This window comes from Pseudohalocynthiibacter aestuariivivens, assembly GCF_018457175.1.
Lineage (GTDB): Bacteria > Pseudomonadota > Alphaproteobacteria > Rhodobacterales > Rhodobacteraceae > Pseudohalocynthiibacter > Pseudohalocynthiibacter aestuariivivens.
On sequence record NZ_JAGFNU010000009.1, the window covers coordinates 109494 to 122890 of the forward strand.

15 protein-coding genes are annotated in these 13397 nt (G+C 53.1%); 8 read left to right on the plus strand and 7 right to left on the minus strand.

Going from position 1 to position 13397, the window contains the following annotated elements; all coding sequences use genetic code 11:
• Positions 1–374: 374 nt before the first annotated feature.
• From J4E70_RS13835 to lpxK, 3 genes are read left to right on the plus strand one after another with little or no spacing between them, the layout of a single operon-like run.
• Entirely contained in the window at positions 375–620 is a 246-nt protein-coding gene (locus J4E70_RS13835; protein ID WP_213890230.1) for a DUF4170 domain-containing protein, read from the plus strand.
• Between the two features lie 12 nt (positions 621–632).
• On the plus strand, positions 633–1916 hold the full coding sequence (locus J4E70_RS13840) for a 3-deoxy-D-manno-octulosonic acid transferase (RefSeq protein WP_213890231.1): 1284 nt from the start codon (positions 633–635) through the stop codon (positions 1914–1916).
• Complete coding sequence (gene lpxK / locus J4E70_RS13845; RefSeq protein ID WP_213890232.1) at positions 1916–2911, plus strand: tetraacyldisaccharide 4'-kinase; 996 nt, start codon at positions 1916–1918, stop codon at positions 2909–2911. The genes J4E70_RS13840 and lpxK overlap by 1 nt, the downstream gene beginning before the upstream one ends.
• On the opposite strand, the gene J4E70_RS13850 is transcribed toward lpxK, so the two are convergent.
• Genes J4E70_RS13850 through J4E70_RS13860 form a run of 3 tightly spaced genes read right to left on the minus strand, consistent with a single transcriptional unit; the run spans position 2898 to position 5247 of the window.
• Positions 2898–4040: a CaiB/BaiF CoA transferase family protein gene (locus tag J4E70_RS13850; RefSeq protein WP_213890233.1), complete on the minus strand. Its 1143-nt coding sequence runs from the start codon at positions 4038–4040 to the stop codon at positions 2898–2900. The two genes, lpxK and J4E70_RS13850, sit on opposite strands and share 14 nt — an antisense overlap.
• Positions 4040–4705, minus strand: a complete 666-nt coding sequence (locus tag J4E70_RS13855; protein ID WP_213890234.1) for a DsbA family protein — start codon at positions 4703–4705, stop codon at positions 4040–4042. The genes J4E70_RS13850 and J4E70_RS13855 overlap by 1 nt, the downstream gene beginning before the upstream one ends.
• A gap of 14 nt (positions 4706–4719) precedes the next feature.
• Positions 4720–5247: a DUF721 domain-containing protein gene (locus tag J4E70_RS13860; RefSeq protein ID WP_213890235.1), complete on the minus strand. Its 528-nt coding sequence runs from the start codon at positions 5245–5247 to the stop codon at positions 4720–4722.
• A gap of 81 nt (positions 5248–5328) precedes the next feature.
• Between J4E70_RS13860 and mutY the strand changes: the two genes are divergently transcribed.
• The 3 genes from mutY to J4E70_RS13875 all read left to right on the plus strand — a co-directional run bounded on the left by mutY (position 5329) and on the right by J4E70_RS13875 (position 8671).
• Entirely contained in the window at positions 5329–6387 is a 1059-nt protein-coding gene (gene mutY / locus J4E70_RS13865) for an A/G-specific adenine glycosylase (RefSeq protein WP_213890236.1), read from the plus strand.
• A 53-nt stretch (positions 6388–6440) separates the two neighbouring features.
• Positions 6441–7574, plus strand: a complete 1134-nt coding sequence (locus tag J4E70_RS13870; protein ID WP_213890237.1) for an alkane 1-monooxygenase — start codon at positions 6441–6443, stop codon at positions 7572–7574.
• 275 nt (positions 7575–7849) lie between these two features.
• Positions 7850–8671, plus strand: coding sequence for a hypothetical protein (locus tag J4E70_RS13875; protein WP_213890238.1), 822 nt, complete (start codon positions 7850–7852; stop codon positions 8669–8671).
• Positions 8672–8770: 99 nt separating this feature from the next.
• Here the strand turns inward: J4E70_RS13875 and J4E70_RS13880 are convergent, their stop codons facing one another.
• The 4 genes from J4E70_RS13880 to J4E70_RS13895 all read right to left on the minus strand — a co-directional run bounded on the left by J4E70_RS13880 (position 8771) and on the right by J4E70_RS13895 (position 12127).
• Complete coding sequence (locus tag J4E70_RS13880; protein WP_213890239.1) at positions 8771–9394, minus strand: hypothetical protein; 624 nt, start codon at positions 9392–9394, stop codon at positions 8771–8773.
• 261 nt (positions 9395–9655) lie between these two features.
• Positions 9656–10771 carry a site-specific DNA-methyltransferase gene (locus J4E70_RS13885; protein WP_213890240.1) on the minus strand — a complete coding sequence of 372 codons (1116 nt, stop codon included), beginning with the start codon at positions 10769–10771 and terminating at the stop codon, positions 9656–9658.
• A gap of 90 nt (positions 10772–10861) precedes the next feature.
• The gene (locus tag J4E70_RS13890; protein WP_213890241.1) at positions 10862–11500 is read right to left on the minus strand and encodes a ribonuclease HII; all 639 of its coding nucleotides are present in this window, start codon (positions 11498–11500) and stop codon (positions 10862–10864) included.
• 120 nt (positions 11501–11620) lie between these two features.
• On the minus strand, positions 11621–12127 hold the full coding sequence (locus tag J4E70_RS13895; RefSeq protein WP_213890242.1) for a hypothetical protein: 507 nt from the start codon (positions 12125–12127) through the stop codon (positions 11621–11623).
• Between the two features lie 182 nt (positions 12128–12309).
• Here J4E70_RS13895 and J4E70_RS13900 point away from each other — a divergent pair, with 182 nt between their 5' ends.
• Complete coding sequence (locus tag J4E70_RS13900; RefSeq protein WP_377608633.1) at positions 12310–12591, plus strand: hypothetical protein; 282 nt, start codon at positions 12310–12312, stop codon at positions 12589–12591.
• 104 nt (positions 12592–12695) lie between these two features.
• Entirely contained in the window at positions 12696–13397 is a 702-nt protein-coding gene (locus J4E70_RS13905) for a winged helix-turn-helix domain-containing protein (RefSeq protein WP_213890307.1), read from the plus strand.

Below are 13397 nucleotides of genomic sequence, written 5' to 3' on the forward strand. Positions count from 1 at the left end.
TCTTCGCTTTTCTTGCGGTCACTCATCGAACGCTCCAATACTTAATTACCTAAAAACAACGATCTTAATCTGCCAAATCGCGCAGTAGCGTGTAAAGCGTCGCCAAGAACAGGAATCTGATCAAGTGTTTTTTCAAAACGAACCTGGGGCAGCCCAGGATTACTTTTTGGCTGAACCTGTTACATCCGGAGTTGGGATTTTGCCGAAAAACCCGCCTCTGTTCCGGTAAACTAGGAACCTCTCGCGGCACCTGTTCTCGTCACTATACAGTTTGCCCGCACAGAAGCCTTGATGAGATCAAGCTTCGCCTCTTTCCCCTGTGTCATCAATCCACTAGGGTACGGGCAACGTTTTAATACCTTTCGGAGGACCATATGACCCAACGTCTTCACCTCGTTTTTGGTGGCGAGCTTGTCGACCCGACAAAGAACGCATTTAAAAGCGTCGAGGATATTCACATCGTTGGCATGTATCCAGACTATGCCTCCGCTTACAATTCCTGGAAGAGTGAAGCCCAACGCACAGTGGACAATGCCCACATGCGGTATTTCATTGCCCATATTCACCGCCTTCGCGACGAAGAAACAGAAGCTTCGTCGACCGAAGAGCTTGGCAACTAAGCGGATTAAGCAGTGGCACAGTCTTTTGGTCTGATGCTCTATTATGTTCTGGCGCACCAGTATGGTGTGCTTCAGCGTCGGCGACTGGAGCACCAGAAAGATGCAACCCGCATCCACGAAAGACTGGGAACCCCCAAAGAGCGGCGCCCTGACGCCCCTCTGATCTGGTGTCACGTTAAAACCAAAACGCAGGTGGACGCCTTTTTCGAAACCATATCTCGCATCCGTGAAGATGGTGATGAACTTTGGTTTCTTCTGACCTCAGAGTCTGCAGATTTAGATGATTTTTTGAAACAACACCTTCCTGAACAGTGCTTTCATCTTTTTTTGCCGTTACAAGCACCGCAATTTATCCGTCCTTATCTTGAACACTGGAAACCCGATGCCGTGGTCTGGACAGAAAACCCAAGCCATCCGCTGATCTTGTGCGAAATCGCAGCCAGAAAAATCCCTTTGATTTTAGCGGACGCAAACATGCCAGCGGCGAAACCTTCACTTTTTCATCAGCTTTTGAGGCTCGACAAAAGTCTTTATCAGAAGTTCGAGGCGATTTTAGCCCGCGATGAAGAAACTGCTGATTGGTTGAAACGTCAGGGAATTGAGACTGACAAGATAGAAATTATTGGTCCAATGCAGGAAGGCACTGTTGCGCTTGCGTGCAACGAAGTCGAGCGTGCGCGTCTTGCAGCGTTATTGCTGACACGGCCGATCTGGCTGGCCGCGTGTTGCTCGGAAAATGAAGAGGCGATTGTTATTGCCGCCCATAAAACTGCGATGCGGCGCGCCCACAGGCTTTTACTTATCGTCGTGCCTGAGCGCCCGGAGCGCGGGTCGACACTGGCGCAGGACTTTGAGGCGGCGGGTCTTAACACCTGTTTGAGGTCTGGTGGGGAAGACCCGGATGAGAACACGCAAGTTTATGTCGCAGACACAGAGGGTGAAATGGGCCTGTGGTATCGGTTGGCCCCGACAACATTCATGGGTGGCACGCTTGAACCAAACACCAAACCTGGCGGTGCCAGCCCCTATGATCCTGCTGCGTTGGGTTCTGCCATACTACACGGTCCCGAACTAGGTCCCTTTGCAGATAGCTACGCGCGTCTTGGCGAAGCCGGAGCTACAGAGTTTGTTGAAGACAAAACAACCCTGGCAACCGCAGTTGAGACCCTATTAGCCCCTGATAAGGCGGCAATCATGGCGCATAACGCTTGGGCCGTGTCCTCTGGCGGGTCCCTCGTGACCGGGCGCATTATCGAGCTTCTGACAGATGTGCTCGACACACCGAGGGCGGGCTGATGCAGGCACCACGCTTTTGGTTCACACCTCCCGATCAACCTGATTGGCGCGCGCGGCTTCTGGCCCCGCTCAGCGCGCTCTACAGCGTTGGAACCGCGCGAAGACTGGCGCGTGGGAGCGGGCTACGCCTGCCGGTGCCCGTGATCTGCATTGGTAATCTGAATGCGGGCGGAACCGGCAAGACACCCACAGCAATTGCTATTGTCATGCGGCTTAAGGAACAGGGTTTCGTGCCACATATCGTGTCTCGCGGGCACGGTGGAAGCCTATCTGGGCCGGTTCATGTGAGCGAGACCGCGCATACTGCGAGCATGGTTGGCGATGAGCCCCTATTGCTTGCAGCGTTTGCTCCAACCTGGGTGGCTAAGGACCGGGCGGCGGGCGCTGAGGCGGCCATTGCTGCAGGTGCAGATATCATCGTATTGGATGATGGGTTTCAGAACCCCAGCTTGATTAAGGATCTTTCGATCATCGTTGTTGATGCGCTGCACGGGTTTGGCAATGGACGGGTTTTACCTGCGGGGCCTTTGCGCGAACCAGTGGACGTTGGACTAGAGCGTGGTGATTTGTTGTTGTCGATCGGAGACGACAAAGCTCAGGATAAATTCGCAGACCTTTGGGCAGAACGCATTCCCCTTCCGCATCTCAAGGGCGTGCTTAAACCGCTTCAAACAGGAATAGAATGGGGTGAGATGTGTGTGCTTGCCTTTGCAGGTATTGGGCATCCGGAGAAGTTTTTTGCAACCCTGCGCGCAGAAGGAGCAGACGTTGTACGGGCCGAAGCGCTGAGCGACCATCAACCCCTGACACCTGCCCTGATGAAACGCCTTGAGACCGAAGCGAAGTTGCGCAATGCACAACTGGTCACAACAGAAAAGGACGCGGTGCGCCTGCCCCGTGATTTTCGGCTGAAAGTACTGACAGTTCCGGTACGGCTTGAGATTTCAGACTGGAGCAGTTTTGATGCCGCATTGAAGCGGGTTACTTCTGGCTAAGCTCTGCCCTTATTTCACCCCCGTGTTCGTCCAGTTTCGGCGAGGGGCGTTCCATCGTCAGCTCCGCCTCAGAGAAAACGAAGGGTGCCCGAACCGTAGGAACCCCATCAAGCGTTTGCTGCATTTCGCGTGCTTTCACATGCGGGTCAGCAAACACCTCTTCCAGATCATTAATCGGTCCTGCAGGAACGCCCTTACTCTCACAAACGGCCAGCAAGTCGGCCTTACTGAAGGTGACTGTCACCGCTGTTAACAGTTCGGTCAGCTTTTCCCGGTTTTTGATCCGATCCGCATTGGTCAGAAACTCTGGTGCTTCCGCCAAATCGGGCAGACCAAGCAAGAGGCAAAGCCGCTGGTACTGTGCGTCGTTCCCCGTTGCGATGATGATATAGCCATCCGCACAATCAAATACCTGATAGGGTACGAGGTTCTGATGCATATTCCCTATCCGCTCGGGTGCTTTGCCCGTGGTCAGATAGTTCATTGCCTGATTGGCGGTGACGGATACGGCAACATCCAGCAGCGCCATGTCGATTTGCTGGCCCTTGCCGGTGATACTGCGTTGATGCACAGCAGCAAGAATTGCAGTGGTCGCATATACGCCGGTGAAGATATCCGTTACCGCAACCCCAACCTTTTGCGGCTGGCCGTCTGGTGCACCTGTGATCGACATAAGACCCGACATGCCCTGAATGATGTAGTCGTATCCTGCGCGATGCGCGTAGGGGCCGGTTTGACCGAACCCGGTGATCGAACAGTAAATAAGCCTTGGGTTCAGTTCGCTCAGGCTTTTGTAGTCCAGCCCGTATTTTTCGAGACCGCCGAATTTGAAATTTTCGATCAGGATATCTGCGTCAGCGACCAACGCCCGCACGGTTTCCTGCCCTTCAGTGGTTCGAAAATTAACGGCAATGGACCGTTTGCCACGGTTGCAACTGTGAAAGTAGCTCGCAGAGCGATCATCATCACGTTCTAAGAACGGCGGTCCCCACTGGCGGGTGTCGTCACCCGAGGGGCTTTCAACCTTGATAACGTCAGCCCCGAGATCCGCGAGCGTTTGGCCAGCCCAAGGGCCCGCAAGAATACGCGCCAGTTCAACGACCTTCAGGCCCGTAAGAGGAGCTGTCATCAGCCAGCCAGCTTCTCGTCGAGAATGGCGCGGAACTCATCATAGCCCATATTGTTGTATTTGGTGCCGTCGATGACAAAGGAAGGGGTGGAATTAATGTCATCCGCTGCCGCGTTCTTTTGGTAAAGAGCCACCATCGCCTGAGCGGTGTCACCGTCATTCAGACATGCGTTCATCTGATCGTCCGACATGCCGGCAGCACGGCCAATGGTACGCAGGTTGTTGACGATGGTTTCCGGCTCACCACCTTCAAGCCACTCACGTTGCCGGTGATAAAGCATGTCGGAAATGCCAAAATAGCGCATTTCACCACCACAACGCGCCAGCATCCCGGCCCAAAGGCCAAAGCGGTCAAAGTAAACTTCGCGGTAGATGAACCTTACCTTACCCGTGTCGATGTAATCCGCTTTTAGCTGTGGAAACGTATTCTTGTGGAAGTTTGCACAATGAGGGCAGGTGAAGGACGCATATTCGATCATCGTGATTGGTGCATTTTCATCACCCATCGCCATCTCGACGATACCAGATGTATCGATGTTGCTGGCTTCCTGCGCACTGACACTGCCAAGGCTCGGGCCAGTTGTCTGGGATTGGTTGTTATAGAAATAGGCGCCACCTGCGATCAGCGCGAGTGCTGTGCCTCCGAGGAAAAGTCTGCGTTGCATGAGGGGGACCTCTTCTAAAGTTTGTTACGAGATAAGATTTTTTCACCCAGTGCTGCAAGGGCAGAACGTAAATCATCATCCTGAACGGGTTTTGCAACCTCTTGGGCTGCGTTTCGTACTGCCGGGTCAGGTTCTGGAGTGGTATTTTTGGGTGCAGGTTTAAAAGACATCTGACCTTCTGCAAATCCGGTAGGCGCCGTTTGCGTGACACGGATTCGCGAAATGGCGGAGTATCCGTAACAGGCATTTACCTTTTCACGAATACGCTCTTTCTGCATTTCAACAATTGGTGCATTGGCCCCGTTTGTCAGGATGGTCAGCGTCGCGCCAAAGCCGTCACGCCCATATCCGACCTTAACCGGATACGCAGTCGCAGCGATTTCGGCACCGATAATTTCTTCCCAATGCGTCAACAGCCGGGTTACCGCGAACCCGCGAGATTCACTGGCTTTGCGTATACGGGTTTGCAACAGGCTCGAGGTCTGCGCAAAGCCTTTGCCTCTGCGCGGATGTTTTGGGTATTGCGCTGATGTACGTGCCATCTTTTCATCCCGTAATTGCGCGCTATCTTAGACTCATGCGGCGCAACTGCCAGCGCAATAGCGCCACAGGAGATATAAAACTTGCGTGATAGTCAGCTTAGGCAGGAAATATTAGACTGGTATGACAGGTTTGCCCGTGAAATGCCCTGGCGTATTGCCCCGGCAGACCGCAAAGCCGGACAGGTCCCCGACCCCTATCGCATTTGGCTGTCCGAAGTCATGCTGCAACAAACAACTGTGGCAGCAGTGCGCGACTACTTTCACCGTTTCACAACGCGTTGGCCGAATGTCCGCTCATTGGCGGCCGCCGAGGACGGGGATGTTATGGGGGAATGGGCCGGACTAGGTTACTACGCCCGGGCGCGCAACCTGTTGAAATGCGCGCGTGCAGTCGTGGAACAGCATGGCGGAACGTTTCCGGATACTTATGATGCACTGCTGACTTTGCCGGGAATTGGCCCCTATACGGCGGCCGCGATAGCCTCTATCGCGTTTGACCTGCCGGAGACAGTTGTTGACGGCAACGTTGAAAGAGTGATGGCGCGGTTACATGCGATTGAGACGCCCCTGCCCGCTGCGAAGCCAGAACTCACAAAGCTCGCACAGGCTTTGACACCCGAAACTAGGCCCGGTGACTACGCTCAGGCGGTCATGGACCTTGGAGCCACGATCTGCACCCCGAAATCACCCGCTTGCGGTATTTGCCCATGGTCAACGGACTGCGTTGCGCGTGCCAAAGGTATTCAGGCAGAGCTGCCAAAGAAAACACCTAAAAACCCGAAACCCATACGGTATGGCGTTGCTTTCCTTGCGAAGCGGTATGACGGTGCGTGGCTGCTGGAACGCCGCCCGGATAAAGGCTTGCTCGGCGGAATGCTTGGCTGGCCCGGCTCGGATTGGGGAGATGTTGCAACCGAAGCCCCCCCAATTGCCGCGAACTGGCAAACCGTACCAGCGGAAGTGCGTCACACCTTCACACATTTCCATCTTCGGCTTGCTTTGCGCTATGCCGATGTTTCACAGGATTGCAGACCAATTTCAGGAAATTTCCTGCCGCTTGATAAGTTTCGACCGTCCGACCTGCCGACAGTTATGCGAAAGGCCTTTGATCTGACGCAAGGTTTTTTGCAGGAAGATTGAGTATCCCCGCGAAGACGCGTTATGATTTCACCAAAATCAAAAGGACGCCTGCGATGATCCCTGCTGCACAGGTTGCTAAGCTGCAAAATGCGTTGCCGTTCTGGCTTTCGCTTGGGATGGTTCCGCTGACCTATCTGGGGGCAGTTTTTGGCGGTTGGGCGCTTATCCTTCAGCCGTTCTATGGTTTGTGCCTGTTCAGTATTCTCGACAAACTCACCGGTCTCAATCTGGAAAACCCCGACGTAGAGACTGATGAGGCCGATTTGTTTTGGTATCGGCTGATTACGTTGCTCTGGTTTCCGATTCAGCTTTGCGTGGTTTTTGGGACAATCTGGTGGGTGACGCACACCGATCATCTGGCACTCTGGGAAAAGATTGTTCTTTTTTACGGTGTTGGGATGCTGTCAGGCGGTATCGGCATAACCTACAGCCACGAACTGATGCACCAGAAAAACAATCTGGAACGCTGGTTGGGGGATCTTTTGCTTGCGATGGTTCTCTACAGCCATTTTCGCAGCGAGCATCTGCAGGTGCATCACAGCTATGTCGCAACACCGCGAGACCCGGTAACAGCGCGTTACAACGAAGGATTTCACAAGTTTTTCCTGCGTGTGCTGCGCCAATGTCTGCGCTCTGCATGGAATGCAGAAAAGGCGATGCTGGCGCGTAAGGGCAAAGGTGCCTTTGACAGATCAAACCCGTTTTTTCGCTACGGGACATTGCAGGCGGCAATGCTTGTTCTGGCCTATCTGATCGGCGGTTGGGGCGGGCTGGCACTGTTCATCTATCAGGCATCCGTCGCTGTCTGGTTCTTAGAGCTGACGAACTACGTTGAGCACTATGGTCTAACCCGCAAACATCTTGGCGACGGAAAGTATGAACATGTCAAACCACGCCACAGCTGGAACGCAGCGCATAAAACAACAAACTGGTTGCTGATAAACCTGCAGCGCCATTCAGACCACCACTACAAACCGAACCGGCGTTTTCCGTTGCTGCAAAACTATTCTGAAGCAGAGGCACCACAGTTGCCCTATGGCTATCCGGTAATGACTGCAGTCGCGATGGTACCACCGCTCTGGCGGCGCATGATGAACCCGCGCGTGCGAAGGTGGCGTTCGATGTATTATCCGGAGATCACCGATTGGTCGGCCTACAAAACCGCGAGCAATCCAATGCCGAGGTAGCGACAGAAGGGCCGTCATGTCATTTCAATCCACAGATTTAGCGCCTTCAGCTATGGGCTCTTTCACCTTTAGGCGGTGATTGGCCGGTACATTTGACTAAGCGGCACACCCACAATATCTTTTAGAAGTCCTTATCTTTAAGGCCAAGGAAGGCTGCGACATTTGCTCGCAAATAGTTAGTATACATTTGTATACATCGCAGTCGGTAGTGTATGCGGCACGTGGCCGGGCACATCAGTGTTTAGCGTCACTGACCCAGTAGCGAGATGAATTTTATGACCCAAGCAACAATTTCCATAGACGACCGTATACAGTTCCTTGATGACCTCGAAATCATGGAAGCGGATTTTTCAAATTATGCGTTTGTGACATCTCCGGATGTAAACCATTTCTATGATCGGCTCGAAGCTCGGATCGCAGAAACCGGAGAGGACAAATGGTTCTTCCTGGTCAACCTGTCCGGTATGCGGATCGACCCAAGTGCGTGGCTTGTTTACGCAAAGCGCGGCAAGGCATTGAACCTCGCCCATTCGCAAGGATCCGTGCGGTTTGACGCAAGCGACGAAACCAAACGTCAGATTGAGCGCGACGCAAAAACAGAACGCTTTGACCCGAACCTCTTTTCCAATCGTGACGCCGCGCTCGCCCGGATTGCAGAGATGCCATCGAAACGTCGCCGTAAGATCGTTTATGATCTGTCACTCACGCTGGACCAGATTGCTGAACGTGTTCGGTTTTTGTTTGATGATCAGATTATGGAAGCGGATTTTTCGAACCTCACTTTTGCGCATTCCGGTGACGTGAACGCGTTCTATGACTTTCTGGAAGAAGCGATCAAAGAAACTGGCCAAAAATGGTATTTCCTCGTCAACTACGAAAGCACAAATATCTACCCGGAAGCTTGGGTCAGCTACGCCCAACGCGGCAAGAATCTTAACGCAGATGGTTCTTTGGGCACAGTACGCTTTGCGCCTGGTTCAGGGACTGAAGAACTGATCCGCATGCGTAGCGAAGGTCAGGACAGCCGCCCCAATATCCGCAACACGCGCAAAGAAGCGCTTGAGCGGATCGCCGAAATGAAATCTGGGCAGGCCTAAGAGCGGTATGTCATTCTGACATTTCGCTAAAGCGCAGCCTGTTCATCTGAATCTGCGGAAATTTGAAACTGCTGGAGTGTTAGGCGTAGTACCGAAAGCTCAGTTACCCGCTTGCCCGGTAGACACGCTAATTGAATTTGTAGACCTGTTTTGCGCCACCATGCGTTCCCGCTTTTCAGCCAGCACTTCCTCACGCGGGCGCCAGGCGTAGCTCGAATCTTCACGCGGTGGCGTCCAGTGAAGCTCGCCGCTGTATCGCCAGGGGTCAAGCACCAGCCCCTCATACATCGTATCCCCACGGCTGCTGACGATTACAGTGCTGTGATCAATCCGAAGCAGCATGTTGGAATTCGCGATGGCCCGATGCAAATCGAGCGTTTGAAAGTTCTCTTGCTTTAGCCGGGTCTCCATATCCTGGGCCCAATGCCAGCAGAGCCCGCGCGGACGCGTGCCATTATTGACCTTCATATTATGTATAAGTGCCGAGTCAGTGATCTGATATTCTTGCGCCAGCTGAAGCGGATACTCGTAAGCAATGTGGGCCGCACGATCTGCCTCTTCGGGATCAACATCGTCGCCAAGCGCACGAATGACCTGCGCAAGTTCCAGAATCTCTTGCTGGTTCGGCGGTGGCGGACCAGCCGGAGACGTTGTTGCGCAACCGGCGAGAATAGTTATCACCAGCAGCGAAAGCACACAGGATATTCGCCTGATAATTTTCAATGTCTTAGCCCGACCTCTGAACACGGTGCCAAAGATGCTAGCGCGTCATTTCGCGGTTGTCGAGTAACTGCATGAATTACTGCTTCAATGTGCAAAAGAACGTGAAGCATTGTCGACTCCAGCGTCTGCTCACTGTTCTTTTCTTTGATTCGCAACTCCACTACGGGAGACGTCAGATAAAAAAGCCCCGCCGAAAAACGGCGAGGCAAGTTAATGCACTGTGTCAGGCCACAGGCACCGGCGGTAATTTCTTGGTTAGTTTCAGTTTGGCCGATCCGCCATTTCAGCGCGGATCTGTTGGCGCAGCAGGTCAATCGGAACACGCTGCCCGTCACGCTTGAAGCACCAGTATGTCCAGCCATTACAGCTTGGGGCGCCTTCAAGTGCGGCACCTACCTGATGGATAGAGCCCTTAACATCGTCACCAATCAGCGTGCCATCGGCGCGCACCTTGGCCTTGTGGCGGTTGTTCATACTGTAAAGTTCATCCCCTGGTGTAAGCATGCCGCGTTCTACAAGTTGGCCAAAGGGAACGCGTGGTTCAGCGCGTTTAGACGTGCTGACCTGAAGCGATTCACGGTCAAATTTGCGCACTTTGGAAAGACGTTTTTCAGCGACCTTGCGGTAGGCCTCTTCGCGTTCGATCCCGATGAATTCACGGCCTAGTTTCTTCGCCACCGCCCCGGTTGTGCCAGTTCCAAAAAACGGGTCCAGCACCACATCACCGGGGTTGGTTGACCCAACCAGAACACGGTGGAGAAGGCTTTCGGGTTTTTGTGTTGGATGGGCTTTCTCGCCCTCCTCATTCTTCAGGCGTTCATGTCCGGTGCAAATCGGCAAGACCCAGTCACTACGCATCTGCACGCCTTCGTTCAGCGATTTCAGCGCTTCGTAGTTAAAGGTGTATTTGCTGGCTTCTTCTTTTGAGGCCCAGATCATTGTCTCATGCGCGTTTGTGAACCGCTTGCCCCGGAAGTTGGGCATCGGGTTTGACTTGCGCCAGACCACATCATTCAAAATCCAGTAACCGGCGTTTTGCATCGCGGCCCCAACCCGAAAGATGTTGTGATATGAGCCGATGACCCAGATCGCACCGTGAGGCTTCAGCAATCTGCGTGCAGCCTTTAACCAGCCATTGGTAAACTTGTCATAGACAGCAAATGAGGAAAACTGGTCCCATTCATCATCCACAGCATCTACCTTGGAATTGTCGGGGCGGTGCAGGTCACCTTTGAGCTGTAAATTGTAAGGTGGATCAGCAAAGATCAGATCAATAGATCCTTCGGGCAGAGAGTTCATGATCTCTATGCAATCACCATCAAGAATTTGATTCAGAGGGAGCTTGCTTGCCCCTTTTGTATTTGTTTTTACCGTCATTTCCGCCTCTTTGCCCGAGCGTCGTTTGCGCTTCGTTTATTTAGGACAAAGATGATTCATTGATGATTCGGCGTCAAATTCTTTTTTGAATCAGTTACTTACTGTTTTGTCTTGATACAAGATATTGTGCACTGGTTTAAAAGAACGTCTATGGTGTGGGGTCACACCCAGATTTCGCAGGGCTTCTTTGTGTGCCGGACTCGGATATCCGGCGTTTGTTTCCCATCCATATCCGGGAAACTGTTGCGCTAAATCCCACATCAGCCGATCACGCACAATTTTTGCCACAATTGAAGCCGCTGAAATCGACACGGATCGAGCATCGCCTTTGACAATTGTTTCGGCAGAAATGGTCACACCGCGCGGAAGCATATTGCCATCAATCAACAAATGGTCCGGTGGTGTCTGCAATCCGGCAATGGCCCGCTCCATTGCCAGATGCGAAGCACGAAGAATATTAATCTCGTCAATCTCTTCCACACTTGCATGGGATACGCTGACATCCGCTACTTTAAGAAGTTCCTCATAAAGCGTTTCACGGCGTTTCGCTGTAAGAACTTTAGAGTCATTCAGCCCGCTGGGAACATTGTTGGCATCAAGAACAACTGCAGCAGCGGTCACAGGTCCGGCAAGTGGGCCGCGCCCGACTTCGTCGACGCCCGCAATGCGGGTTGCGCCACGTAGCAGGGCCGCTTCTTCAAAGGTGTAGTCAGGAATGGATTTTGCCATAGGCAAACATCAACCCTTTAAGCCGGTCCTCTGCAAGAAAAAAAGGCGGAGGCTGGGGACCTCCGCCTTGTCGGCGCAACTGGGCTAGGGACACATTGCGCCTCTGCTCGACCTTAAAGATCATTCATGATCGCGACCGCGCCCAAGGCCGTGCCGGCGGGTAGAAACGCGATACCCCTGGCGGTCGAGACAGCGTGCCGAGTAAACATGGCGGGTACCACGCGGGGTATTCAACTGACGGGCACAACGGTTCGGCAGCCGAATGTTTCCGGCATTGCGGTTCAGACAACGCGCGCCGAAAGCGTCACGTGGGCCGTTATAGGTTTGAAAGGTGCGCAGACATTGCGCTGGCAAAACCGCACGACGGCGATTTTGCGGCCGGTAGTTGCGCTGGTGGATCCCTCCGTCGTTGTAGTACCGATCACCGTATCTGTCGCGCGTTGCCGGCGCGTGCTGTGCCGCCCGGCGATCATTGTTGTTATCAACAGCGGCCGCAATACCGCCAACGATTGCGAGACCAAGCAGGACTTTGGCAATGTCAGAGCCGTCAGCTTTGGCCTGGGTTGCGGTTACACCTGTTATGGCGAGCGAAACAGCAAGTATTGCTGCAATAAAACTCTTGGTCATTGGTCCATCCTTTTTTTGCACCCAGCGTCGTCGGGCGTGCCAATTTCGATGAACCAAATTTGCAGCAGGGGGCGTCTGATAGACAATGACACCACCATGTTATCGGATAACCTGCACCGCGTTACCCAGTGGCAGCGTAGTTGTTATTGAATATCAGCGCCGCGTTCGCCATTCTCGCCCTCATGATGAAAAAACTTTTCCTGATCCTTGCGCTTCTCAGCGCCTCGCCCGCCAGCGCAGCCTGCTACGCCGACTACAAGGCCAAGCAGGACAATCCGCTTCGTCTGCATTATGGGGTGATTGAATTGCCGGACAGTGCCTGCACCGTGGCCGCTGCGCGGGGACAGATCGCAGCGCGGTTACGGGCTGACGGCTGGAAGTTGCTGAATGTTGTTTCGGTCTTTGACGAAAGCGGGCTGGCAGAACGCAGAGCCAGTGCAGGGCCATTCTATCTTCGTTATTGATAATTGGATTGGCGAAAACGAAGTATTACATGTCTTAAGGTTGGGGGCGCAGTTTCCGGGAAATCTGAGCTGCGGTGCCGGAAGGGCAAAAGGGAATATCCGTGATTGAAACGCAAACAAAGTTAGCTGCTGGCAGATTACACGGCAACCGTACAGTCGTGATCGGGCTTGTGGCGATTGTTACGATTTTGTTGGTTGCTGCGGTTCTGCTGTTTCTCAACCTGCCTGACGCAAATGCCTTTGACAGCCGCGTTGAGCAGATCTTTATTGAAAATGATGACCTGACGTCCACGGCTGAGATCAAGCTGCTGGAGATACTGGCGCAGTCTGGAACCGCCTTTTCCGATACGCTTGCGTCTTACCGGACGATCATTTTCGTTCTGTTGGTTTTCGCCACCTCGTTGCTTATCGCGGCATTGGTGTTTCTGGTCACCATACTCACGCTCAACCGTCGTATGTCAGAGATCGAGCGTGCTGGTATTCAGGTTTCTTCCCTGTTGATCAGCCGCGAGGAAAACACGGTTTATCTGAACAATATGGAATTCAAACTGACCGAAGCCGCGCTTGAGACCCTGTCTGTGCTGGCAGAGGCGCGGATGGATGACGAGGTTTTGTCAGGCGCCGAGATTGAATCGGTGATCACGGGAAAATCAGCGTTTGACTGTGATGAAGCGGCAGGTGCCACCCGGATCAAACGTCTTCGTGATACATTGGGAAATCAAATGGTAAGCGATCTGTTAGTCAAAAACATTGCGCGACGTGGGTACATGCTGGCGATCGAAAAAGACGTGATTAAAATGGTTTAA